Annotated in this window: 20 protein-coding genes and 1 riboswitch; of the genes, 4 read left to right on the top strand and 16 right to left on the bottom strand. The window is 70.2% G+C overall.

All coding sequences use genetic code 11. From position 1 onward, the window contains the following. Nucleotides 1-43 precede the first annotated feature (43 nt). On the bottom strand, nt 44-1,054 hold the full coding sequence (locus ABT296_RS31805) for a polyprenyl synthetase family protein (protein ID WP_351932382.1): 1,011 nt from the start codon (nt 1,052-1,054) through the stop codon (nt 44-46). A gap of 618 nt (nt 1,055-1,672) precedes the next feature. Continuing rightward, a riboswitch (cyclic di-AMP (ydaO/yuaA leader) is annotated at nt 1,673-1,869 on the top strand. Between the two features lie 3 nt (nt 1,870-1,872). Here ABT296_RS31805 and ABT296_RS31800 point away from each other — a divergent pair. After that, nucleotides 1,873-2,343, top strand: a complete 471-nt coding sequence (locus ABT296_RS31800) for a transglycosylase SLT domain-containing protein (protein ID WP_351932380.1) — start codon at nt 1,873-1,875, stop codon at nt 2,341-2,343. 78 nt (nt 2,344-2,421) lie between these two features. Here ABT296_RS31800 and ABT296_RS31795 read toward each other — a convergent pair whose 3' ends face one another. Next, on the bottom strand, nt 2,422-3,228 hold the full coding sequence (locus ABT296_RS31795; RefSeq protein WP_351932378.1) for an HAD family hydrolase: 807 nt from the start codon (nt 3,226-3,228) through the stop codon (nt 2,422-2,424). Between the two features lie 183 nt (nt 3,229-3,411). On the opposite strand from ABT296_RS31795, the gene ABT296_RS31790 reads away from it, so the two are divergent. The 3 genes from ABT296_RS31790 to ABT296_RS31780 all read left to right on the top strand — a co-directional run bounded on the left by ABT296_RS31790 (nt 3,412) and on the right by ABT296_RS31780 (nt 6,527). Next, the gene (locus ABT296_RS31790; RefSeq protein WP_351932376.1) at nt 3,412-4,032 is read left to right on the top strand and encodes a hypothetical protein; all 621 of its coding nucleotides are present in this window, start codon (nt 3,412-3,414) and stop codon (nt 4,030-4,032) included. Nucleotides 4,033-4,132: 100 nt separating this feature from the next. After that, on the top strand, nt 4,133-5,347 hold the full coding sequence (gene fahA, locus ABT296_RS31785) for a fumarylacetoacetase (RefSeq protein WP_351932375.1): 1,215 nt from the start codon (nt 4,133-4,135) through the stop codon (nt 5,345-5,347). A 241-nt stretch (nt 5,348-5,588) separates the two neighbouring features. Further along, nucleotides 5,589-6,527, top strand: coding sequence for a M56 family metallopeptidase (locus tag ABT296_RS31780; RefSeq protein ID WP_351932374.1), 939 nt, complete (start codon nt 5,589-5,591; stop codon nt 6,525-6,527). A 61-nt stretch (nt 6,528-6,588) separates the two neighbouring features. Here the strand turns inward: ABT296_RS31780 and recQ are convergent, their stop codons facing one another. The 14 genes from recQ to ABT296_RS31710 all read right to left on the bottom strand — a co-directional run bounded on the left by recQ (nt 6,589) and on the right by ABT296_RS31710 (nt 24,490). Further along, the gene (recQ, locus tag ABT296_RS31775) at nt 6,589-8,676 is read right to left on the bottom strand and encodes a DNA helicase RecQ (RefSeq protein ID WP_351932373.1); all 2,088 of its coding nucleotides are present in this window, start codon (nt 8,674-8,676) and stop codon (nt 6,589-6,591) included. Nucleotides 8,677-8,888: 212 nt separating this feature from the next. Beyond that, nucleotides 8,889-10,538 carry an NADH-quinone oxidoreductase subunit NuoN gene (nuoN, locus tag ABT296_RS31770; protein WP_351932372.1) on the bottom strand — a complete coding sequence of 550 codons (1,650 nt, stop codon included), beginning with the start codon at nt 10,536-10,538 and terminating at the stop codon, nt 8,889-8,891. Beyond that, nucleotides 10,535-12,106, bottom strand: a complete 1,572-nt coding sequence (locus tag ABT296_RS31765) for an NADH-quinone oxidoreductase subunit M (RefSeq protein ID WP_351932371.1) — start codon at nt 12,104-12,106, stop codon at nt 10,535-10,537. Before ABT296_RS31765 ends, nuoN begins: the two co-directional genes overlap by 4 nt. Before the next feature lie 5 nt (nt 12,107-12,111). Continuing rightward, nucleotides 12,112-14,025, bottom strand: a complete 1,914-nt coding sequence (nuoL, locus tag ABT296_RS31760; RefSeq protein ID WP_351932369.1) for an NADH-quinone oxidoreductase subunit L — start codon at nt 14,023-14,025, stop codon at nt 12,112-12,114. A 14-nt stretch (nt 14,026-14,039) separates the two neighbouring features. Next, a complete protein-coding gene (gene nuoK / locus ABT296_RS31755; RefSeq protein ID WP_351932367.1) occupies nt 14,040-14,339 on the bottom strand; it encodes an NADH-quinone oxidoreductase subunit NuoK in 300 nt (99 codons plus the stop codon). Beyond that, entirely contained in the window at nt 14,336-15,178 is an 843-nt protein-coding gene (locus ABT296_RS31750; RefSeq protein ID WP_351932365.1) for an NADH-quinone oxidoreductase subunit J, read from the bottom strand. Before ABT296_RS31750 ends, nuoK begins: the two co-directional genes overlap by 4 nt. Then, nucleotides 15,175-15,813: an NADH-quinone oxidoreductase subunit NuoI gene (gene nuoI, locus ABT296_RS31745; protein WP_351932363.1), complete on the bottom strand. Its 639-nt coding sequence runs from the start codon at nt 15,811-15,813 to the stop codon at nt 15,175-15,177. Before nuoI ends, ABT296_RS31750 begins: the two co-directional genes overlap by 4 nt. Beyond that, nucleotides 15,806-17,170 (bottom strand): NADH-quinone oxidoreductase subunit NuoH, encoded by a 1,365-nt coding sequence (gene nuoH / locus ABT296_RS31740; protein ID WP_351932361.1) that lies wholly within the window; start codon nt 17,168-17,170, stop codon nt 15,806-15,808. The genes nuoI and nuoH overlap by 8 nt, the downstream gene beginning before the upstream one ends. Continuing rightward, nucleotides 17,167-19,671 (bottom strand): NADH-quinone oxidoreductase subunit G, encoded by a 2,505-nt coding sequence (locus tag ABT296_RS31735; RefSeq protein ID WP_351932359.1) that lies wholly within the window; start codon nt 19,669-19,671, stop codon nt 17,167-17,169. The genes nuoH and ABT296_RS31735 overlap by 4 nt, the downstream gene beginning before the upstream one ends. Next, nucleotides 19,668-21,017, bottom strand: a complete 1,350-nt coding sequence (gene nuoF, locus ABT296_RS31730) for an NADH-quinone oxidoreductase subunit NuoF (protein ID WP_351932357.1) — start codon at nt 21,015-21,017, stop codon at nt 19,668-19,670. The genes ABT296_RS31735 and nuoF overlap by 4 nt, the downstream gene beginning before the upstream one ends. Continuing rightward, nucleotides 21,017-21,850, bottom strand: a complete 834-nt coding sequence (gene nuoE, locus ABT296_RS31725; RefSeq protein ID WP_351932408.1) for an NADH-quinone oxidoreductase subunit NuoE — start codon at nt 21,848-21,850, stop codon at nt 21,017-21,019. The genes nuoF and nuoE overlap by 1 nt, the downstream gene beginning before the upstream one ends. Before the next feature lie 32 nt (nt 21,851-21,882). Further along, entirely contained in the window at nt 21,883-23,205 is a 1,323-nt protein-coding gene (locus tag ABT296_RS31720; RefSeq protein WP_351932355.1) for an NADH-quinone oxidoreductase subunit D, read from the bottom strand. Beyond that, entirely contained in the window at nt 23,202-23,939 is a 738-nt protein-coding gene (locus ABT296_RS31715; protein ID WP_351932353.1) for an NADH-quinone oxidoreductase subunit C, read from the bottom strand. Before ABT296_RS31715 ends, ABT296_RS31720 begins: the two co-directional genes overlap by 4 nt. Continuing rightward, nucleotides 23,936-24,490, bottom strand: a complete 555-nt coding sequence (locus ABT296_RS31710) for a NuoB/complex I 20 kDa subunit family protein (protein ID WP_007383964.1) — start codon at nt 24,488-24,490, stop codon at nt 23,936-23,938. Before ABT296_RS31710 ends, ABT296_RS31715 begins: the two co-directional genes overlap by 4 nt. Nucleotides 24,491-24,495: the final 5 nt, after the last annotated feature.

The raw sequence follows: 24,495 nt of genomic DNA, 5'->3' as shown, positions 1-24,495 counted from the left end.
GCGCCTACGTGCGGGCGTCGGCGCGTGCAGGTTACGTCGGCGGTCAGCCCGCCCGGTGGACCACCGCGTCGCACAGCTCCATGAGGGAGGCCTTCGCGTCGCACTCGGTCAGCGGCGCCAGGGCGGCGCGCGCGTCCTGCGCGTAGCGCACGGTGTCGCGGCGGGCCTGCTCCAGCGCCGGGTGCGCCCGCAGCGCGGCGAGCGCCTCGGCGTGCCGGGCGTCGTCGGTGAGGTCGGAGTCCAGCAGCTCGCAGAGGGCGATGTCCTCGGCGAGGCCCAGCCGCTCCGCCCGCTCGCGCAGCCGCAGCACCGGCAGCGTCGCGATGCCCTCGCGCAGGTCCGTGCCCGGGGTCTTGCCGGACTCGTGCGAGTCGGAGGCGATGTCCAGCACGTCGTCGGCGAGCTGGAAGGCGACCCCGAGCCGCTCGCCGTACTGCGTGAGCACGTCCACGACCGTCTCGTCGGCGCCCGACATCATGGCGCCGAAGCGGCAGGACACGGCCACCAGCGAGCCCGTCTTGCCGGCCAGCACGTCGAGGTAGTGGCCGACCGGGTCGCGCCCGTCCTGCGGACCCGCCGTCTCCAGGATCTGCCCGGTGACCAGCCGCTCGAACGCCTCGGCCTGCACCCGGACGGCCTCCGGCCCGAGGTCGGCGAGGATGTGCGAGGCGCGGGCGAAGAGGAAGTCACCCGTCAGGACGGCGACCGAGTTGCCCCAGCGGGTGTTCGCGCTGTCCACCCCGCGCCGGACGTCGGCCTCGTCCATCACGTCGTCGTGGTACAGCGTCGCCAGGTGGGTCAGCTCCACCACCACGGCGGACGGCACGATCCCCGGCGCGTACGGGTCACCGAACTGCGCCGCGAGCATCACGAGCAGCGGGCGGAACCGCTTCCCGCCCGCGCGCACGAGATGCTGGGCGGCCTCGGTGATGAAGGGGACCTCGCTCTTGGTGGCCTCGAGCAGTCCCTCCTCGACAGCCGCCATCCCGGCCTGGACATCGGCTTCCAGAGCCTGGTCCCGCACGCTCAGCCCGAACGGCCCGACGACGGTCACGAGGGGTCTCCTGTCTGCTGGTGTCTACTGGCGATTACGCGGTTTGTCGATAGGTCGCTGCCTTCACTCCAAGTCAGCGTATCCGGTCAGGTTTCGATCACCGATGCCGCCCGCCGGTCCACGACAGGCTGTATCGGATCATGGCGACCATGTTTTTTGATCACCTGATAAGACCTGCTATCGATCGACTTAGGTGCATGTAGTGGATTTCGTCCGGAATGGCGCTGTATCGACGCACCCTCCGGAGCACCCCCGCCGTCACTCCCACCCCGGCCCACACCCACGCTCACACCCCCGCCCGCGTGACCGCCCATGCGACCGCCCGCCCGACCGCGGCACCCATCACGAACAGACAGACAATAAAGCCCCATTGGCCCTATTGCCCGATTTGCCACCTCTTGCGCTCACGCGTGACTTGACTCACGCAGATCTCTCCACGGCCCCTTCACGGGATCACGCCGAAACGCGCACCCCGCTTGCGAGTTGGGCATTGGCGATAGCAAACGATCAATCACCGCACACCCCCCACTGAAGATCAAACCTCTGGATATGTGAATCCGCTACTTGTTTCGGACATGTGCTCTCGCATACGTTCCCGGCCTGTCGGGCGGACGCCGAATCCTGCCGCCGCCCGATTCCACCGATTTTTCTTCGTACGGCAGGAGCGGGGGACCCACAGGTACGCCGCCGGACCGGACGTCCTCGGACGCGCCGGAACGGCTCGGGGTGCAGTCGCGTTTCCCATCGTGGTGCGCGGCCGGGCAGCTCCCGCCCGAACCCGACAGCTCACCTCGCAGGCGCCGGAGAGGAACCTCGTCATGTCTGCTGCCGTCCAGCGCCGCACCCGTATCGCCCGCAAGCTCGCCGTCATCGGCACCGGAGCCGCCGTACTGGCGCTCCCGCTCATCGGCTCCACCACCGCCTCGGCGGCCACCCCGACCGTGACCACGGCCACCTCGCTCGGGTACACCAACAACCTCGACGGCTGGATCCGCGCGTCCCTCCAGGTCATGGCGCAGAACGGCATCCCCGGCAGCTACAACGGCATCTACCGCAACATCATGCGGGAGTCCTCGGGCAACCAGTACGCGATCAACAACTGGGACTCCAACGCCGCCGCCGGCATCCCCTCCAAGGGCCTGCTCCAGGTGATCGACCCGACCTTCCGGGCCTACCACGTGGCCGGTACCTCGTGGGACTCGTACGACCCGGTCGCGAACATCACCGCCGCCTGCAACTACGCCGCCCAGCGGTACGGCTCGATCGACAACGTCTTCGGCGCGTACTGACGGCCCCTCCGGGCGCGTACGGACAGTCGCCCCCGGCCCGCACCGACTGTCGCCCCGGGTCCGTGCCGACAGCAGGTCCTAGGGGAAGAGTCTTTCGAGGACGACGGCGATGCCGTCGTCCTCGTTCGACGTGGTGATCTCGTCGGCCACCGCCTTGAGTTCGGGGTGGGCGTTGGCCATCGCGACCCCGTGGGCCGCCCAGTCGAACATGGGGATGTCGTTGGGCATGTCACCGAAGGCGATGGTCTGCGCCGGTCCCAGACCGAGGTGTTCGGCGGCCAGCGCCAGGCCCGTCGCCTTGGTGATGCCGCACGGCTGGAGTTCGACGGTCCCGGGGCCCGACATCGTGACGGTCGCCAGCGACCCCACCACCGAGCGCGCCGTCGACGCCAACTGGTCGTCGGACAGCTCGGGATGGCGCAGCAGCACCTTGCTGATCGGCTCGCACCACAGGTCGTCCCGGCGGCCGACCCGCACCGCGGGCAGGGTGGGGTGCGGCATCAGATAGCCGGGCTCGATCAGCGTCAGCCCGTCGACGCCGTCCTGGTCGACGGCCGCGTAGACCTGTCCCACCTCGGCCTCGATCTTGCCGAGCGCGGTCTCCGCCAACTCCCGGTCCAGGGTGACCGACCACAGCAGACGGTCCGCGCCGGCGTCGTACACCTGCGCGCCCTGCCCGCACACCGCGAGCCCCCCACTGCCCAGGTCGTCCAGGAGCGGCCGGACCCGAGGCGCCGGGCGGCCGGTCACCACCAAGTGCCGTGCGCCGTACTCCGCCACCCGCGCGAGCGCGGCGTACGACCGGTCGGAGAGCGTGTCGTCGCCCCGGAGCAGCGTGCCGTCCAGGTCGGTGGCGATCAGTGAATACGCGAGAGGTGCGGCCATGATCAGAGAATACGGACAGGACGCGCCCCCGACTCAGCCCGGACCGGACGCCCCCGGCGTCCGGCACCGCCGCGCACGCCCCCGCCAACTCCCTTGCCCCTCTCGGGCTTTCGTCCGGGACGGGGTACGGACGGGGCCCGTGATGCAATGAAGGTCACACGGCGACCGACGGGGGCGAATGGCGTGACGGACCTGAGTGCGGACTTCACCGCCCATCTGCGGCACGCGGCCGCTCACATCCTGGAGCGCTTCCCCGCGGAACTGCGGCCCGAGATCTACGCGCTCTCCTTCCGTATCTGGCGCGTCGACTACGACTACCGGCGCCCCTACGTCGCCATCGGCTACAACACCGAGAGCCAGTACGAGCGGGAGCGCGCGCCGGACGATCCCGGCGAGGCCCGCTGGAACTACGCCTACTGGCTCCTCGACGGCTTCGAGACCCTCGGCAACGTGCCCGAGGACCCGGTCGGCGGCCCGCTGTACGAGGCCGAGGTCAGGCAGCTCGGCCTCTGGCACGAGGAGGACTCGGACGACGATGCCGCGGACGACGATGCCGCGGATGCGGACGATGAGGACACGAGCGAGCTGCTCATCGAGCACTTCTACGACGCCTGTATCGCCCTCGCCCGGCACCTCCACGACAGTGGGCGGATCGAGAAGGTCTTCGGCCGTCCGCTGCCCGTGATCGTCTTCGACATGGACAACGCCGGCTGGGAGGTCGAGGCCACCGAGGCGGCCAACCCGCCCGGGCTGATCGAGGGCTTCCTGGAGTGGCAGCGGTCGGCCGGTCACTTCGGCGACTGATCGCGCCGCACCGTCCGCACTGCCCAAGACGGCTGGGGCACCCGTAACGTGGGCGGCGACGACACGGACCCGTGGCACGCACGAGAGTGAGGCAGCACCCATGCCCCCCTTTGATGTCCCCGAGGGCGACCCCTTCGGCACGCACAACCTTCCCTACGGCGTCTTCTCCGTCCCCGGCGACGACAGCGGACGGCGGGTCGGCGTACGGCTCGGCGATCATGTCCTCGACGCGGGCGCGGCGGCGCTGGCACTGGGCTCCCCCTACGCCTCCCTGCTGGCCCGGCCCACGCTCGGCGCGCTGCTGGCCGCCGGCCGCACCGCCTGGTCGGACGTGCGCCGCGCGCTGACTGCCTGGGTCACGGTCCCGTCCCACCGGGAGACCATCGAACCCCTGTTCCATCCGCTCTCGACGGTGACCCTGCACCTCCCCTTCGAGGTCGCGGACTACGTCGACTTCTACGCGTCCGAGAACCACGCCCGCAACGTGGGCCGGATGTTCCGCCCGGACGCGGAGGACTCCCTCACCCCGAACTGGAAGCACCTCCCGATCGGCTACCACGGCCGCTCCGGCACGGTCGTGGTCTCCGGCACGGACGTCGTACGGCCGTCCGGCCAGCGCAAGGCCCCCGCCGACGCCGCCCCGGTCTTCGGCCCCTCGGTCCGCCTGGACATCGAGGCGGAGGTCGGCTTCGTGGTGGGCATGCCGTCCGCGATGGGCAGCCCGGTCGCGCTCGCCGACTTCCGTGAGCACGTCTTCGGCCTGTGCCTGCTCAACGACTGGTCCGCGCGGGACGTCCAGGCCTGGGAGTACGTCCCCCTCGGCCCGTTCCTCGGCAAGTCCTTCGCCACGTCGGTGTCGGCGTGGATCACCCCGCTGGACGCCCTGGACGCGGCCCGCGTGGCACCGCCGGAGCGCACCCACGAACTGCTGCCCTATCTGGACGACTCGTCCGAGGAACCCGGCGGCTACGACCTGCGCATCACGGTCTCCCTCAACGGCCATGTGATCTCCGAGCCCCCCTTCTCCACCATGTACTGGACGGCCGCCCAGCAGCTGGCCCACATGACGGTCAACGGCGCCTCCCTGCGCACCGGCGACCTCTACGGCTCCGGCACCGTCAGCGGCCCGGCCGAACGCGAGCGCGGCTCGCTGCTGGAGCTGACCTGGAACGGCCGCGACGTCCTCGAACTCCCCGACGGCAAGCGGACCTTCCTGGAGGACGGCGACGTGGTGACCCTCTCGGCGTGGGCACCGGGCGCCGACGGGTCCCGGGTGGGGCTCGGCGAGGTCACCGGCCGCGTGGTCTCCGGCTGACCGTCGGGCCTGCCACGACCGCCCGGCGGTGAAGAGCCGCCGGCACTCGGGGAGTTGAAGCTCGTGGCCGACTCCCCGGACTCGTCCCGCCGGGCGTCCTGTGGTCTCCGGACCCTGCCGCGTACCCGCCCGCCGCCGTCATACTGGGCGGCGGACGGGTACGCGCGGTACGGCTCCGCGCCGCCCGCGCACTCCCGCCCCGCAGCCGTCCTCGTCCCGACCAGGATCCGGAGCCCGTGGCATGACCGTCTGCCTGCTCCTGCTGAGCGCCGTCGCACTGACGGCCGCCGTGCCGGTACCGCGTTCCCTGACCCGGGCCGCCTGGCCGGAACGGGAACCGGTGGTCGGTCTGTGGGTGTGGCAGTGCCTGGTCGCCACCGTGCTGCTGTGCTGTCTGACGGCCCTGGTGCTGGGCGCCGCCGCCGTCTTCCACACCGTCCGCGACCATGTCTTCGCACCCGCGCCGCCCGCGGTGACCGCGGCGTACGACCTCTCGGCGGCGCCGCCGTGGGCGGCCGGCCTCACCCTGCTGCTTGCCTGCGGCGCCGCCTGGACGACGGCGATGCTCGGGCGGGAGCTGGTCGAGGCCCGCCGCGGCCGCGGCCTGGCCAGGGCGCACCTGCGGGAGCGCGCCCCGGACCTGCCCGCCGGTCTGCCCCCGGCCCGCGGCCCCCTGCTGGTGCTGGAGGACGAGTACCCGGACGCCTGGTGGATGCCGGGCAGCCCGCCCCAGCTGATCGTCACCACGGGTGCCCTGCACCGGCTGACCGACCACCAGCTGGACGCCGTCCTCACCCACGAGCGCGGCCACGCCCGGGCCCACCACGACTGGCTGCTGCACCTCTCCACCGCACTGGCCACCGGCTTCCCCCGCGTTCCGCTGTTCACCCACTTCTGCGACCAGACCCACCGCCTGGTCGAGCTGGCCGCCGACGACACCGCCTCCCGCCGCTGCGGTCACCTGACCACGGCACTGGCGCTGATCGAGCTGAACCAGCACCGGGGCGTCCTCTCCTGCGCCTCCAGCCGCCGTCTGCTGGGCGAGCGCGTGGACCGGCTCCTGGCACCCCCGCCCCGGCTGACCCGCCACCGCAGGGCCCTGACCACGGCGGCGGCGGCACTGGTCCCGCTGCTGCCCCTCCTGATCACCTTCGCCCCGGGCCTGACCGCCCTGAGCTAGGGACTCGACCAGGGCCGCGAGCAACCGCCGTCGACCGGCCTACGCCCAGCCGGCGACCGGCCTACGCCCAGTCCTCCGGACCCGGATCGAACTCCGGCTCGGTGTCCTGCTCCGGCCAGAGGTCGTCGGCCGGATCCGCGGCCGGAGCTCTGGACGCCGCCGCGGCCGGAGCTCTGGATGCCGCCGGGGCCGGAGCCTCGGATGCCGCGGGCGCGGTGTCACCGGGCGCCGTATCGCCGGAAGCCGCGTCACCGGGCGCCGTGCCCTCCAGAGCGGCCAGGACGGCGATCACGCCCTCGCCGTAGGTCGCCAGCTTCTTCTCCCCCACTCCGCCGACGCCCCCGAGGTCCCGCACCGAGGAGGGCCAGACCGTCACGATCTCCCGCAGGGTCGCGTCGTGGAAGATCACATACGCTGGCACGCCCTGTTCCCGGGCCCGCTCGGCCCGCCAGGCCCGCAGCGCCTCGAAGGCCGGCTGCAGCGACTCCGGCAGCTCGGCCACCGCGGCCTTCGCCTTCCGCTCGCCCTTGCCCGAGGACCCCGACGACGAACGTGCGGCCGTGGGCTTCTTCGGCTCCTTGCGCAGCGGCACCTCCCGCTCGCGCCGCAGCACCGCGCCGCTGGCCTCGGTCAGCACCAGCGTGCCGTACTCGCCCTCCACGGCCAGCAGCCCCTGGGCCAGCAACTGGCGGACGACACCGCGCCATTCGCCCTCGCTGAGCTCCTCGCCGATGCCGAACACGGACAGCTGGTCGTGATCGAACTGGATCACCTTGGCGGTGCGCTTGCCGAGCAGGATGTCGACGATCTGCACCGCCCCGAACTTCTGCCCCCGCTCCCGCTGCAGCCGCACCACCGTCGACAGGGCCTTCTGCGCGGCGACCGTCCCGTCCCAGGTCTCGGGCGGGGTCAGGCAGGTGTCGCAGTTGCCGCAGCCGGACGGGTCGGGCTCCTGGCCGAAGTAGACGAGCAACTGCCCGCGCCGGCACTGCGCCGTCTCGCACAGCGCCAGCATCGCGTCCAGATGGGCCGCCGCCCGCCGCTGGAACGCCTCGTCGCCCTCGCCGGACTGGATCAGCTTGCGCTGCTGTATGACGTCGTTGAGGCCGTAGGCCATCCACGCCGTGGACGGCAGCCCGTCCCGGCCCGCGCGGCCCGTCTCCTGGTAGTAGCCCTCGACCGACTTGGGCAGGTCGAGGTGTGCGACGAACCGAACGTCCGGCTTGTCGATGCCCATGCCGAAGGCGATCGTGGCCACCACGACCAGGCCGTCCTCGCGCAGGAACCGGGACTGGTGCGCCGCGCGGGTCCGCGCGTCCAGCCCCGCGTGGTACGGGACCGCCTCGATGCCGTGGGAGCTGAGGTACTCCGCGGTCCTCTCCACGGAGTTGCGGGACAGGCAGTACACGATGCCCGCGTCCCCGGCGTGCTCCTCGCGCAGGAAGTTCAGCAGCTGCTTCTTGGGGTCGGCCTTCGGCACGATGCGGTACTGGATGTTGGGCCGGTCGAAGCTCGCCTCGAAGTGGCGGGCCGCCGGCATGTTCAGCCGCTGGGTGATCTCCCGGTGCGTGGCGCGGGTGGCGGTCGCCGTGAGCGCGATCCGCGGCACGTCCGGCCAGCGCTCGCCGAGCAGGGACAGGGCGAGATAGTCGGGGCGGAAGTCGTGGCCCCACTGGGAGACGCAGTGCGCCTCGTCGATCGCGAACACCGAGACCCTGCCGCGGGAGAGCAGCTCCAGCGTGGACTCCAGGCGCAGCCGCTCCGGCGCGAGGTACAGCAGGTCCAGCTCACCGGCGACGTACTCGGCCTCCACCAGCCGGCGTTCGTCGAAGTCCTGCGTGGAGTTGATGAACCCGGCCCGCACACCGAGTGCCCGCAGCGCGTCCACCTGGTCCTGCATCAGTGCGATCAGCGGCGAGACCACGATGCCCGTACCCGGTCTGACCAGGGACGGAATCTGATAGCACAGGGACTTTCCGCCGCCGGTCGGCATGAGCACGACGGCGTCACCGCCGGCCACCACGTGCTCGATGACCGCTTGCTGCTCGCCCCGGAAGGTCTCGTACCCGAAGACCTTGTGGAGCGTGGTCAGCGCCTCGCTGCTCTCGGCTACCGCTGTCATGCCACCGATCCCGCCCGTCCCACCCATCGCCGTGCCCCCGTACGTCGCTCCTCGACCACTGCGTCCACGATAGGTGCCCGCACCGACAGCGACGGAGTTATCCACAGGCTGCCCCGGGTCGGAATCGAACCGTTCCGCACGGACGGCGGGCGGAGACCGCCGTCCGTGCGTCCCCGGAAGACGAAGCCGCCCGGCACCCCGAGAGCGGGGTGCCGGGCGGCCTTGGGCCCTGACGGGATTCAGCGCACGAACACGCCCGCCTGCCCAGCCAGGTCCAGGAAGTACTGCGGCGCCACACCGAGCACCAGCGTGACCGCGACCCCGAACCCGATCGCCGTCATCGTCAGCGGCGACGGCACGGCGACCGTCGGCCCCTCGGGCCGCGGCTCGCTGAAGAACATCAGCACGATGACGCGGATGTAGAAGAACGCCGCGATCGCCGACGAGATCACACCGACCACGACCAGCGGGGCCGCTCCGCCCTCGGCGGCCGCCTTGAACACGGCGAACTTGCCCGTGAACCCGGAGGTCAGCGGAATACCCGCGAAGGCCAGCAGGAACACCGCGAACACGGCAGCCACCAGCGGCGACCTGCGGCCGAGCCCCGCCCACTTGGACAGGTGCGTCGCCTCGCCCCCGGCGTCCCGGACCAGCGTGACCACCGCGAAGGCGCCGATCGTCACGAAGGAGTAGGCCGCCAGGTAGAAGAGGACCGAGGAGACACCCTCCGGCGTGGTCGCGATGACACCGGCGAGGATGAAGCCCGCGTGCGCGATCGACGAGTACGCCAGCAGCCGCTTGATGTCGGTCTGCGTGATCGCGACGATGGCGCCGCCCAGCATGGTGATGATCGCGACGGCCCACATCACCGGCCGCCAGTCCCAGCGCAGCCCCGGCAGCACCACGTACAGCACGCGCAGCAGCGCGCCGAAGGCCGCCACCTTGGTCGCCGCCGCCATGAAACCGGTCACCGGGGTCGGCGCGCCCTGGTACACGTCCGGCGTCCACATGTGGAACGGGACGGCGCCGACCTTGAACAGCAGGCCCATGACCAGCAGCGCGGTGCCGATGAGCAGCAGCGCGTCATTGCCCATGGTGTCGGCGAGGGCCGGGTCGACGCTGGTGAGGGTGCCGTCGACGACCTGCGCGATCGTCGCGTACGACACCGAGCCGGCGTAGCCGTACAGCAGGGCGATGCCGAACAGGGTGAACGCGGAGGCGAAGGCGCCGAGCAGGAAGTACTTCACCGCCGCTTCCTGCGACAGCAGCCGCTTGCGGCGGGCCAGGGCGCACATCAGGTACAGCGGCAGCGAGAAGACCTCCAGCGCGATGAAGAGCGTCAGCAGGTCGTTGGCGGCCGGGAAGACCAGCATGCCGGCGACGGCGAAGAGCAGCAGCGGGAACACCTCGGTGGTGGTGAACCCGGCTTTCACCGCGGCCTTCTCGCCGTCGCTGCCCGGTACGGAGGCGGCCTGCGCGGCGAAGGAGTCGACCCGGTTGCCGTGCGCCTCCGGGTCCAGCCGCCGTTCGGCGAAGGTGAACAGGCCGACGAGTCCGGCGAGCAGGATCGTGCCCTGGAGGAAGAGGGCGGGGCCGTCGACGGCGATGGCGCCCATCGCCGCGATGCCCGCCTTGGTGGTGCCGTATCCGTCGGCCGCGAGCGCGACCACCGCGGCGAAGGCGGCGGTCAACGCGACGGCGGAGAGGAACAGTTGCGCGTGGTAGCGCGCCTTGCGCGGGACGGCCGCCTCGACGAGCACACCCAGGATCGCCGCGCCGACGACGATCAGGACGGGCGACAGCTGTCCGTATTCGATCTTCGGCGCGTCGATCTTCGAGATCGGGTCGGCCGCGGTTGTCCACAGGCTGTGGACGGCTGATGCGCTCACTTGGCCGCCTCCACCTCGGGCTGGGGGTCCTTCTTCTGTACGTCGGACAGGGTCTGCTCGACCGCCGGGTTCACGATGTCCGTGACGGGCTTCGGGTAGACGCCCAGGAAGATCAGCAGTACGACCAGCGGGGCGACCACGGCGAGTTCACGCACCCGCAGGTCGGGCATCGAGGAGACCTCGGGCTTCACCGGGCCGGTCATCGTCCGCTGGTACAGGACGAGGGTGTACAGCGCGGCGAGCACGATGCCGAAGGTGGCGATGATGCCGACCACCGGATAGCGCGTGTACGTCCCGACCAGGACCAGGAACTCACTGACGAACGGGGCGAGTCCGGGCAGCGACAGCGTCGCGAGGCCGCCGATCAGGAAGGTGCCGGCGAGCACCGGGGCGACCTTCTGCACTCCGCCGTAGTCCGCGATGAGCCGCGAGCCGCGCCGGGAGATCAGGAAGCCGGCGACCAGCATCAGCGCGGCCGTCGAGATCCCGTGGTTGACCATGTACAGCGTCGCGCCCGACTGGCCCTGGCTGGTCATCGCGAAGATGCCCATGATGATGAAGCCGAAGTGCGAGATCGACGCGTACGCCACCAGTCGCTTGATGTCGCGCTGTCCGACCGCGAGCAGTGCGCCGTAGATGATGCTGATCAGCGCGAGGACGAGGACGGCGGGCGTCGCCCACTTCGACGCCTCCGGGAACAGCCCGAGGCAGAAGCGGAGCATCGCGAAGGTGCCGACCTTGTCGACGACCGCGGTGATCAGCACGGCGACCGGGGCGGTGGCCTCACCCATGGCGTTGGGCAGCCAGGTGTGCAGCGGCCACAGGGGCGCCTTCACCGCGAAGGCGAAGAAGAAGCCCAGGAACAGCCAGCGTTCGGTGTCGGTCGCCATGTCCAGCGAGCCGTTGGCGCGGGCCTCGGCGATCTCGGGGAGCGAGAAGGACCCCGCGACCACGTAGAGACCGATCACCGCGGCCAGCATGATCAGGCCGCCGGCCAGGTTGTAGAGGAGGAACTTCACCGCGGCGTAGGAACGCTGGGTGGACGCCACCTCCTCGCCGTGCTCGTGGGCACGGTCCCCGAAGCCGCCGATGAGGAAGTACATCGGGATGAGCATGGCTTCGAAGAAGATGTAGAACAGGAAGACGTCGGTGGCCTCGAAGGAGAGGATCACCATCGCCTCGACGGCGAGGATCAGGGCGAAGAAGCCCTGGGTGGGCCGCCACCGCTTGCTGCCGGTCTCCAGCGGGTCGGCGTCGTGCCAGCCCGCGAGGAGGATGAACGGGATCAGCAGCGCGGTCAGCGCGATGAGGGCCACCGCGATGCCGTCCACGCCCAGGTCGTAGCGGACCCCGAACTCCCTGATCCAGGAGTGGGATTCGGTGAGCTGGTAACGGTCGCCGTCCGGGTCGAAGCGGACCAGGATCGCGACGGCGAGCGCGAGCGTGGCGAGCGAGAAGAGCAGCGCCAGCCACTTGGCGGCGGTGCGCCGCGCGGCCGGCACGGCGGCCGTGACGATCGCCCCGATCGCGGGGACCGCCGCCGTCGCTGTCAGCAGGGGAAAGGACATCGGTATCAGACCGCCCTCATCAGCAGGGTCGCGGCGACGAGGAGTGCCGCACCGCCGAACATCGAGACCGCGTACGACCGCGCGAAGCCGTTCTGGAGCTTGCGCAGCCGTCCGGAGAGGCCGCCGACCGAGGCCGCCGTGCCGTTGACGACGCCGTCGACCAGGGTGTGGTCGACGTACACCAGGGAGCGCGTCAGGTGTTCGCCGCCGCGGACGAGGACGACGTGGTTGAAGTCGTCCTGGAGCAGGTCGCGGCGGGCGGCCCGGGTCAGCAGCGAGCCGCGCGGGGCGACGGCCGGCACCGGGCGGCGCCCGTACTGGAACCAGGCCACCGTCACGCCGATGACGAGCACCACCACGGTGGACAGGGTCACCGTCAGCGCGCTGATCGGCGGGTTTCCGTGAGAGTGGCCGGTGATGGGCTCCAGCCAGTGCACGAAGCGGTCACCGATGCTGAACAGGCCGCCCAGGAAGACCGAGCCGAAGGCCAGCACGATCATCGGGATCGTCATGGAGCTCGGCGACTCGTGCGGGTGCGGCTCGTGGCCGTGCTCGTCGGGCTGCCAGCGCTTCTCGCCGAAGAACGTCATCAGCATCACGCGCGTCATGTAGTACGCGGTGATCGCGGCGCCCAGCAGGGCGCAGCCGCCGAGGATCCAGCCCTCGGTGCCGCCCTTGGCGAACGCCGCCTCGATGATCTTGTCCTTGGAGAAGAAGCCGGACAGGCCCGGGAAGCCGATGATGGCGAGGTAGCCGAGGCCGAAGGTGATGAAGGTGATCGGCATGTACGTGCGCAGTCCGCCGTACCTGCGCATGTCGACCTCGTCGTTCATGCCGTGCATGACCGAGCCCGCGCCGAGGAACAGCCCGGCCTTGAAGAAGCCGTGCGTCACCAGGTGCATGATCGCGAAGACGTAGCCGATCGGGCCGAGGCCCGCGGCGAGGACCATGTAGCCGATCTGCGACATGGTCGAGCCGGCCAGCGCCTTCTTGATGTCGTCCTTCGCGCAACCGACGATCGCACCGAACAGCAGCGTGACGGCGCCGACGATGGTGACGACCAGCTGCGCGTCCGGGGCGGCGTTGAAGATGGCGCCGGAGCGGACGATCAGGTAGACACCCGCGGTCACCATGGTGGCGGCGTGGATCAGGGCCGAGACCGGGGTCGGGCCCTCCATCGCGTCCCCGAGCCAGGACTGCAGCGGCACCTGGGCGGACTTGCCGCAGGCGGCGAGGAGCAGCATCAGCCCGATGGCGGTCAGCGTGCCCTCGGAGGTCTCGCCGACCAGGCCGGGCTCCTCCAGGCTGCCGAGCACCGGGCCGAAGGCGAAGGTCCCGAAGGTGGCGAACATGATCATGATGGCGATCGACAGACCCATGTCGCCGACGCGGTTGACCAGGAACGCCTTCTTCGCCGCCGTCGCGGCGCTGGGCTTGTGCTGCCAGAAGCCGATCAGCAGGTACGAGGCGAGACCGACGCCCTCCCAGCCGACGTACAGCAGGAGGTAGTTGTCGGCGAGGACCAGCAGCAGCATCGCCGCGAGGAACAGGTTCAGGTAGCCGAAGAAGCGGCGGCGCCGCTCGTCGTGCTCCATGTACCCGATGGAGTAGATGTGGATCAGCGAGCCGACGCCGGTGATCAGCAGGACGAACGTCATCGACAGTTGGTCGAGGCGGAAGGCGACGTCCGCCTGGAAGCCCTCGACCGGGATCCAGCTGTACAGGTGCTGCGTCAGCGTCCGGTCCTCGGCGCCGTGGCCGAGCAGGTCGAAGAAGAGGACCGCGCCGAGCACGAAGGACAGGGACGCCAGCAGCGTGCCGATCCAGTGCCCGACGGCGTCCAGGCGCCGGCCACCGCACAGCAGGACCGCCGCTCCGAGCAGAGGCGCCGCGATGAGCAGCGCAATCAGGTTCTCCACGATTCAGCGACCCCTTACAGCTTCATCAGGCCGGCGTCGTCGACCGAGGCCGAGTGGCGGGAACGGAACAGCGACACGATGATCGCGAGCCCGACCACGACCTCCGCCGCGGCGACGACCATCGTGAAGAAGGCGATGATCTGGCCGTCGAGGTTGCCGTGCATGCGGGAGAAGGCCACGAGCGAGAGGTTGCAGGCGTTGAGCATCAGCTCGACGCACATGAACACGACGATCGCGTTGCGCCGGATCAGTACGCCGGTGGCGCCGATCGTGAACAACAGGGCCGCGAGATAGATGTAGTTGACGGGGTTCACTTCGACGCCTCCTCGGCCCGCTTGAGGTTCGCCGGCTCCACCGCGGTCCGCTCCAGGCGCTCCTCGGCACGCTGTTCCAGCGCCTTGAGGTCGTTGAGCGCCTCCGCGGACACGTCCCGGATCTGGCCGCGCTCACGCAGCGTCTTGCTGACGGTGAGCTCGGAGGGGGTGCCGTCGGGCAGCAGGCCCGCGATGTCGACGGCGTTGTGCCGGGCGTACACGCCGGGCGCCGGGAGCGGCGGCAGGTGCTTGCCCTCGCGCACCCGCTGCTCGGCCAGCTCGCGCTGGGTCTTCGCGCGCTCGGTGCGCTCCCGGTGCGTGAGCAGCATGGCGCCGACGGTGGCGGTGATGAGCAGGGCGCCGGTGATCTCGAAGGCGAAGACGTACTTGGTGAAGATGAGGGTGGCCAGGCCCTCCACGTTGCCGTTCGCGTTCGCCTGGGCCAGGCCGTTGAACTCGCTCAGGGAGGCGTTGCCGATCCCGGCGAAGAGCAGGATGCCGAAGCCGAGCCCGCACAGCAGGGCCAGCCAGCGCTGGCCCCTGATGGTCTCCTTCAGGGAGTCCGCCGCGGTCACGCCGACCAGCATCACCACGAAGAGGAACAGCATCATGATGGCGCCGGTGTAGACGATGATCTGCACCACGCCCAGGAAATAGGCGCCGTTGGCGAGGTAGAACACCGCAAGGACGATCATGGTTCCGGCCAGGCAGAGCGCGCTGTGCACGGCCTTCTTCATGAAGACGGTGCACAGGGCGCCGATCACCGCGACCGTGCCCAGGACCCAGAACTGGACGGCCTCGCCGGTGGAGGTGGAGTAGGCGGCGAGCTGCGCGCTCATGCGTCCACCTCCTGGTCCTCGGGGGTGTCCGAGCGGCCGGCCGAGGAGGGCTGCTCGCCCTTGGAGACGGCGACCTGCTGCTCCGTACCGGGCGCGGCCTCCGTCACCAGGCCCCGGTAGTAGTCCTGTTCGTCGGTGCCGGGGTAGATCGCGTGCGGGGAGTCCACCATGCCGTCCTCGAGACCGGCGAGCAGCTGCTCCTTGGTGTAGATGAGGTTGGCGCGGCTGGAGTCGGCGAGCTCGAACTCGTTGGTCATGGTCAGCGCGCGCGTGGGACACGCCTCGATGCACAGTCCGCACAGGATGCAGCGGGCGTAGTTGATCTGGTACACCCTGCCGTACCGCTCGCCCGGCGAGTAGCGCTCCTCGTCGGTGTTGTCCGCTCCCTCGACGTAGATCGCGTCGGCGGGGCAGGCCCAGGCGCACAGTTCGCAGCCCACGCACTTCTCCAGGCCGTCCGGATGGCGGTTGAGCTGGTGCCGTCCGTGGAACCGCGGAGCGGTGGTCTTCTGCTGTTCCGGGTACTGCTCGGTCAGCCGCTTCTTGAACATGGCCTTGAAGGTCACGCCGAAGCCGGCCACCGGGTTCTGGAAGCCGGGATTCGACTGCCCGGTCTCCTTGGGCTCCTCAGCCATCGGACGCCTCCTTTCCATCCAGAGATCCTTCGTCACTGAGAGTATTCACTCCGCCACTGACAATCAGCTCCCGCTCCCGGCGCGAACGGCGTCGCGGGACGGGCGGCAACTCCTGTCCGGGCAGCGGCGGTACGGGGAATCCGCCTGCCATCGGGTCGAATCCGGCGGCCGGTCCGGCCTCCTGCTCGTCCTTGGGCTTGCCGCGGAACATGTCCGCGACGAAGGAGAGCAGCAGGAGCAGCAGGACGCCGCCGCCGACGTAGAGGGCGATGTCGGCGAAGTCGTAGTTCTCGTTGCGCAGGGTCCGCACGGTCGCGACCAGCATCAGCCAGACCACGGAGACCGGGATGAGGACCTTCCAGCCGAGCTTCATCAGCTGGTCGTAGCGGACCCGCGGGAGCGTGCCGCGCAGCCAGATGAAGAAGAACAGCAGCAGCTGCACCTTGATCACGAACCAGAGCATCGGCCACCAGCCGTGGTTCGCGCCCTCCCAGAAGGTCGAGACCGGCCAGGGGGCCCGCCAGCCGCCGAGGAAGAGCGTCACCGACACAGCGGAGACCGTCACCATGTTCACGTACTCGGCGAGCATGAACAGCGCGAACTTGATCGACGAGTACTCGGTGTTGAAGCCGCCGACCAGGTCGCCCTCGGACTCCGGCATGTCGAAGGGGGCGCGGTTGGTCTCGCCGACCATCGTGATGATGTAGATGATGAACGAGACCGGCAGCAGGATCACGTACCAGCGGTCCGCCTGCGCCTCGACGATCGCGGACGTCGACATCGACCCCGAGTAGAGGAAGACGGAGGCGAAGGCCGCGCCCATCGCGATCTCGTAGGAGATCATCTGCGCGCAGGAGCGCAGGCCGCCGAGGAGCGGGTAGGTGGAGCCGGAGCTCCAGCCGGCGAGGACGATGCCGTAGATGCCGACCGAGGCGACCGCGAGGACGTAGAGCATCGCGATGGGCAGGTCGGTGAGTTGCATCGTGGTGCGCTGGCCGAAGATCGACACCTCGTTGCCGGCGGGCCCGAAGGGGATCACCGCGATGGCCATGAAGGCGGGGATCGCCGCGATGATCGGCGCGAGGACGTAGACCACCTTGTCCGCGCGCTTGACGATGACGTCTTCCTTCAGCATCAGCTTGACGCCGTCGGCGAGCGACTGGAGCATCCCCCAGGGGCCGTGCCGGTTGGGTCCGACGCGCAGCTGCATCCAGGCGACGACCTTGCGCTCCCAGACGATGGAGAACAGCACGGTCACCATCAGGAAGGCGAAGCAGAAGACCGCCTTGACGGCGACCAGCCACCACGGGTCGGTGCCGAACATCGAGAGGTCCTCAGCGGCGAGTGACGGGCTCATGCCTCCACCTCCTTGGGAGCCTCGGCCGACGGCGTCGACGGGCCGATACGGACGAGGGAGCCGGGCCGCGCCCCGGTGTCGGAGGCGACGCCGCCGCCGGTGGAGTTCAGCGGGAGCCAGACCACCCGGTCGGGCATCGCGGTGATCCGCAGCGGGAGTTCGACCGTCCCCGCGGGGCCGGTGACGGCGAGGACGTCGCCGTCCTTGACGCCCGCCTCGGCGGCCGTCGCGGCCGACACGCGCGCGTGGGCCGCGTGCCGCGTCCCGGCGAGCGCCTCGTCACCGTCCTGGAGGCGGCCCTGGTCGAGCAGCAGCCGGTGCCCGGCCAGTACGGCCTCACCGGCGGCCGGCCGCGGCAACTGCACCGCCGGCTCCAGGGGTTCGCCGGCCCTGGGACCGTCCCAGGCGCCCAGCCGGTCCAGTTCCGCGCGCGTGGTGCGCACGTCCGGCAGACCGAGGTGGACGTCCATGGCGTCGGCCAGCATCTGCAGGACGCGGCCGTCGGTCGGGGGCAGGGTGCGGGTCATCTGCTCGGGCTTGAGCGCGGCCTCGAAGAAGCGGACCCTGCCCTCCCAGTTGAGGAAGGTGCCGTTCTTCTCGGCGACGGCGGCGACGGGCAGCACCACGTCGGCCAGCTCGGTGACCTCGCTGGGCCGCAGCTCCAGCGAGACCAGGAAACCGGCCTCGGTGAACGCCTCACGCGCGCGTGCCGGGTCCGGCAGGTCGGCGATCTCGACGCCCGCGACGACCAGGGCCTGGAGTTCGCCGTTCGCGGCCGCCTCCACGATCTGGCCGGTGTCGCGGCCGTAGCGGTGCGGGAGTTCGGCCACCCGCCAGACGGCGGCGACCTCCTCACGCGCGCGCGGGTCGGTGGCCGGGCGGCCGCCCGGCAGCAGCGACGGCAGCGCGCCCGCCTCGACGGCTCCGCGCTCCCCGGCCCGGCGCGGAACCCACACCAGCCGCGCGCCGGTCGCCGAGGCGGCCCGTACGGCGGCGGTCAGCCCGCCCACCACACCGGCCAGCCGCTCACCGACGACGATCACCGCGCCCTCGGCGCGCAGCGCCTCCGCGGCCCGGGTGCCGTCCTCGTCGAGGCCGGCACCGCTCGCCAGCGCGTCCAGCCACTCGGTCTCGGTGCCCGGGGCGGCCGGCAGCAGCGTGCCGCCCGCCTTCTCCAGCCCGCGCGTGGCGTGGGTGGCGAGCGAGAAGACCTTCTGGCCGTGCTGGCGCCATGCCTTGCGCAGCTTCAGGAAGATCCCGGGCGCCTCCTCCTCGGCCTCGAACCCGGCCAGCAGCACGGCGGGGGCCTTCTCCAGCAGGGTGTACGTGACGCCCGTGCCGTCGAGGTCCCGGCCGCGCCCGGCGACCCGGGCCGCGAGGAAGTCGGCCTCCTCGCCGCTGTGCACGCGCGCGCGGAAGTCGATGTCGTTGGAGTCGAGCGCCACGCGCGCGAACTTGCTGTACGCGTAGGCGTCCTCGATGGTCAGCCGGCCGCCGGTCAGCACACCGGCCCGGCCGCGCGAGGCGAGCAGCCCCTGGGCCGCGATCTGCAGCGCCTCCGGCCAGGAGGCCGGCACCAGCTCGCCCTCGGGGTTGCGGACCAGGGGGGTCTGGAGCCGGTCGCGCTGCTGCGCGTACCGGAAGGCGAACCGCCCCTTGTCGCAGATCCACTCCTCGTTGACCTCGGGGTCGTTCGCGGCGAGCTTGCGCATGACCTTGCCGCGGCGGTGGTCGGTGCGGGTGGCGCAGCCGCCCGAGCAGTGCTCGCACACGCTCGGCGAGGAGACCAGGTCGAAGGGGCGGGAGCGGAACCGGTACGCCGCCGAGGTGAGCGCGCCGACCGGGCAGATCTGGATGGTGTTGCCGGAGAAGTACGACTCGAAGGGGTCGCCGTCACCGGTGCCGACCTGCTGGAGCGCGCCCCGCTCGACCAGCTCGATCATCGGGTCGCCGGCGATCTGGTTGGAGAAGCGGGTGCAGCGGGCGCACAGCACGCACCGCTCGCGGTCGAGGAGCACCTGGGTGGAGATCGGGACGGGCTTCTCGTACGTCCGCTTGCGGCCCTCGAAGCGGGACTCGGCCTGGCCGTGCGACATGGCCTGGTTCTGGAGCGGGCACTCGCCGCCCTTGTCGCAGACCGGGCAGTCCAGCGGGTGGTTGATGAGGAGCAGCTCCATCACACCGTGCTGGGCCTTCTCGGCGACCGACGAGGTGAGGTGGGTCTTCACCACCATTCCGTCGGTGCAGGTGATGGTGCAGGACGCCATCGGCTTGCGCTGGCCCTCGACCTCGACGATGCACTGCCGGCAGGCGCCGGCCGGGTCGAGGAGCGGGTGGTCGCAGAAGCGGGGGATCTCGATGCCGAGCTGTTCCGCGGCCCGGATGACCAGGGTGCCCTTGGGCACGCTGATCTCGGCGCCGTCGATGGTCAGCGAGACGAGATCCTCCGGCGGGACCGCCGCCTCGCCGCCTCCGGAGGGAGCGCTGGTGGTCACCGTCATGCGTTCACCTCCGAGTGCTTGTCCGCCCAGACGGTCGACTTGGCGGGGTCGAACGGGCAGCCGCGGCCCGTGATGTGCTGCTCGTACTCCGCGCGGAAGTACTTGAGCGAGGAGAAGATCGGCGAGGCGGCGCCGTCGCCGAGGGCGCAGAAGGACTTGCCGTTGATGTTGTCGGCGATGTCGTTCAGCTTGTCGAGGTCGCTCATGACGCCCTTGCCGGCCTCGATGTCGCGCAGCAACTGCACGAGCCAGTAGGTGCCTTCGCGGCAGGGGGTGCACTTGCCGCAGGACTCGTGGGCGTAGAACTCGGTCCAGCGGGTGACGGCGCGGACCACGCAGGTCGTCTCGTCGAAGCACTGGAGCGCCTTCGTGCCGAGCATCGAGCCGGCGGCGCCCACTCCCTCGTAGTCGAGGGGGACGTCGAGGTGCTCGTCGGTGAACATCGGCGTCGAGGAGCCGCCCGGCGTCCAGAACTTCAGCCGGTGGCCGGGGCGCATTCCGCCGCTCATGTCGAGCAGTTGGCGCAGGGTGATACCGAGCGGGGCCTCGTACTGGCCGGGGCTCGCCACATGGCCGCTGAGCGAGTAGAGCGTGAAGCCCGGCGACTTCTCGCTGCCCATCGACCTGAACCAGTCTTTTCCTTTGTGCAGGATCGCGGGAACCGATGCGATCGACTCGACGTTATTCACCACAGTCGGGCACGCGTAGAGGCCCGCGACGGCAGGGAAAGGGGGACGGAGCCGCGGTTGACCACGGCGGCCTTCGAGCGAGTCGAGCAGTGCGGTCTCCTCACCGCAGATGTACGCCCCCGCGCCGGCGTGCACGGTGATGTCGAGATCGAGGCCGCTGCCCAGGATGTTCTGTCCGAGGTAGCCGGCCTGATAGGCCTCGCTCACGGCCGAATGCAACCGCCGCAGCACGGGGACGACTTCACCACGCAGATAGATGAAGGCATGCGAAGACCTGATGGCATAGCACGCGATGATCATGCCCTCGATGAGGCTGTGCGGGTTCGCGAACAGGAGCGGGATGTCCTTGCAGGTTCCCGGCTCCGATTCGTCGGCGTTGACAACTAGATAGTGCGGCTTTCCATCTCCCTGCGGAATGAACTGCCATTTCATTCCGGTCGGGAATCCCGCGCCGCCGCGCCCGCGCAGACCGGATTCCTTCACATAGGCGATGAGGTCGTCCGGCGACATGGCGAGCGCCTTGCGAAGTCCCTCGTATCCGTCGTGCCGCTTGTAGACGTCCAGCGACCACGACCTGTCCTCGTCCCAGAAGGCGGACAGCACGGGTGCGAGCAGCTTCTCGGGGCTGGTGTCTTTCAGTTCGGGTGCCAAGGTCATCACTCCCCCTCCTCGGCGGTGGGCCCGGCCGGGTGGGCCGGGTCGGAGGCCGACGTGTCCTGCGGCGCGTCGTGCGAGCTGAGGTGCTCGGCCGAGGACTGCTCGCGCGCGGCCCTGTCCTGCGACTCCTGGTGGGGTCCGCCGTCGCGCGGGTGGACCACGCGGGCGGGAGCGGCCTCCCCCTTGGCGAGCTTCAGGCCGACCAGCGAGGCGGGTCCCGCGCTTCCGCCGGCCTCGACCGCGCCCTCCCGCTCGTCGGGGAAGCCCGCCAGGATCCGGGCGGTCTCCTTGAAGGTGCACATCGGCGCCCCGCGCGTGGGGGAGACCGGCTCTCCCGTGCGCAGGTCGTCGACCAGGCGCTTGGCGCTCTGCACGGTCTGGTTGTCGAAGAACTCCCAGTTGACCATCACGACCGGCGCGAAGTCACAGGCCGCGTTGCACTCGATGTGCTCCAGCGTGACCTTGCCGTCCTCGGTGGTCCCGCCGTTGCCGACGCCGAGGTGCTCCTGGAGCGCCTCGAAGATCGCGTCACCGCCCATCACCGCGCACAGTGTGTTGGTGCACACCCCGACCTGGTAGTCACCGCTGGGGCGGCGCCGGTACATGGTGTAGAAGGTGGCGACCGCGGTGACCTCGGCCGTGGTCAGGTCCAGCATGTCCGCGCAGAACCGCATCCCGGTGCGGGTGACATGGCCTTCCTCCGACTGCACCAGGTGCAGCAGCGGCAGGAGAGCGGAGCGGGAGTCGGGGTAGCGGGAGATGACCTCCCGCGCGTCCCGCTCCAGGCGGGCCCGAACGTCGTCCGGGTAGGCGGGCGCGGGCAGTTGGGGCATGCCCAGGCTGACGCCCTGCTCAGAACTGGTGGTCACCGGTCGACGCCTCCCATCACGGGGTCGATGGACGCGACGGCGACGATGACGTCGGCGACCTGGCCGCCCTCGCACATCGCCGCCATGGCCTGCAGGTTGGTGAAGGACGGGTCCCGGAAGTGGACCCGGTAGGGGCGGGTGCCGCCGTCGGAGACGGCATGCACCCCGAGCTCGCCCTTGGGCGACTCGACGGCCGCGTACGCCTGTCCCGGCGGGACGCGGAAGCCCTCGGTGACCAGCTTGAAGTGGTGGATCAGGGCCTCCATGGAGGTGCCCATGATCTTCTTGATGTGGTCGAGGGAGTTGCCGAGGCCGTCCGGGCCGAGCGCGAGCTGGGCGGGCCAGGCGATCTTCTTGTCGGCGACCATGACCGGGCCGGGCTGGAGCCGGTCCAGGCACTGCTCGACGATCCTGAGCGACTGGCGCATCTCTTCCAGACGGATCAGGAAGCGGCCGTAGGAGTCGCAGGTGTCGGCGGTCGGCACGTCGAAGTCGAAGGTCTCGTAGCCGCAGTACGGCTGGGCCTTGCGCAGGTCGTGCGGGAGGCCGGTGGAGCGCAGGATCGGGCCGGTGGCGCCGAGGGCCATGCAGCCGGCCAGGTCGAGGTAGCCGACGTCCTGCATACGGGCCTTGAAGATGGGGTTCCCGGTGGCGAGCTTGTCGTACTCCGGGAGGTTCTTCTCCATCTTCTTCACGAACTCGCGGATCTGGTCCACCGCGCCGGGCGGCAGGTCCTGGGCGAGTCCGCCGGGCCGGATGTACGCGTGGTTCATCCGCAGGCCCGTGATGAGCTCGTAGATGTCGAGAATCATTTCACGATCACGGAATCCGTAGATCATGATCGTGGTGGCACCGAGTTCCATGCCGCCGGTGGCGATGCACACCAGGTGCGAGGAGAGGCGGTTCAGCTCCATCAGCAGCACCCTGATGAGGGTGGCGCGGTCGGGGATCTGCTCCTCGACGCCGAGGAGCTTCTCGACGGCGAGGCAGTAGGCGGTCTCGTTGAAGAAGGACGTCAGGTAGTCCATGCGCGTCACGAACGTGGTGCCCTGCGTCCACGTACGGAACTCGAGGTTCTTCTCGATACCGGTGTGCAGGTAGCCGATGCCGCAGCGGGCCTCGGTGACCGTCTCGCCCTCGATCTCCAGGATCAGGCGGAGCACTCCGTGGGTGGAGGGGTGCTGGGGGCCCATGTTGACGACGATGCGCTCGTCGTCGGCGCGGGCCGCGGACTGGACGACCTCGTCCCAGTCGCCACCGGTGACCGTATATACGGTGCCCTCGGTGGTCTCGCGCCCGGTGGCGTGCTGCGTGCTCATGAGTACGACCTCCGCTGGTCCGGAGCCGGGATCTGGGCGCCCTTGTACTCGACGGGGATGCCGCCGAGGGGATAGTCCTTGCGCTGCGGATGGCCCTGCCAGTCGTCCGGCATCATGATCCGCGTCAGGGCGGGGTGACCTTCGAATTCGATGCCGTAGAAGTCGTAGGTCTCCCGCTCGTGCCAGTCGTTCGTGGGGTACACGGAGACCAGCGAGGGGACGCGGCGGTCGCTGTCGGGGGCGCTGACCTCCAGGCGGATCAACCGGTTGTGGGTGATCGAGCGCAGGTGGTAGACGGCGTGCAGCTCGCGGCCCTTGTCGTTCGGGTAGTGGACGCCGCTCACGCCGGTGCACAGCTCGAAGCGCAGGGCCGGGTCGTCGCGCAGGGTGCGGGCGACGCGGAGCAGGTGCTCGCGCTCGATGTGGAAGGTGAGCTCGTCGCGGTCGACGACCGTCTTCTCGATGGCGTTGTCGGGCAGCAGGCCCTGTTCCTCCAGGGCGCCCTCCAGCTCGTCGGCGACCTCGTCGAACCAGCCGCCGTAGGGGCGGGAGGCCGGTCCCGGGAGCCGGACGGAGCGGACCAGGCCGCCGTAACCGGAGGTGTCGCCACCGTTGTTGGCGCCGAACATGCCGCGCTGGACGCGGATCTCCTCGCCGCCCTCGCCCCGCTGGCCGGGGAGGTTGGAGGAGCCGAGGTCCTTCTCGGGGTTCACCCCGTCGCCGGCGTCGCTCATCGCAGCAGCCCCTTCATCTCGATCGTGGGGAGTGCCTTGAGCGCGGCCTCCTCGGCCTCGCGGGCCGCTTCCTCGGCGTTGACGCCGAGCTTGGAGGACTGGATCTTCTGGTGCAGCTTGAGGATCGCGTCCATCAGCATCTCGGGCCGGGGCGGACAGCCGGGGAGGTAGATGTCGACCGGGACGATGTGGTCGACGCCCTGGACGATCGCGTAGTTGTTGAACATGCCGCCCGAGGAGGCGCAGACCCCCATGGAGATCACCCACTTGGGGTTCGGCATCTGGTCGTAGACCTGCCGGAGCACCGGCGCCATCTTCTGGCTGACCCGGCCGGCGACGATCATGAGGTCCGCCTGCCGCGGCGAGCCGCGGAAGACCTCCATGCCGAAGCGCGCCAGGTCGTAACGGCCGGCGCCGGTGGTCATCATCTCGATGGCGCAGCAGGCGAGGCCGAAGGTGGCGGGGAAGACCGACGCCTTGCGCACCCAGCCCGCGGCCTGCTCGACGGTGGTCAGCAGGAAGCCGCTCGGCAGCTTTTCTTCGAGTCCCATGAGTT

The sequence above is a fragment of the Streptomyces sp. NPDC000983 genome, from assembly GCF_040299205.1.
Taxonomy (GTDB): domain Bacteria; phylum Actinomycetota; class Actinomycetes; order Streptomycetales; family Streptomycetaceae; genus Streptomyces.
The sequence above is the reverse complement of the archived record's forward strand: the minus strand, read 5'-3'. Positions and strand labels throughout refer to the sequence as shown.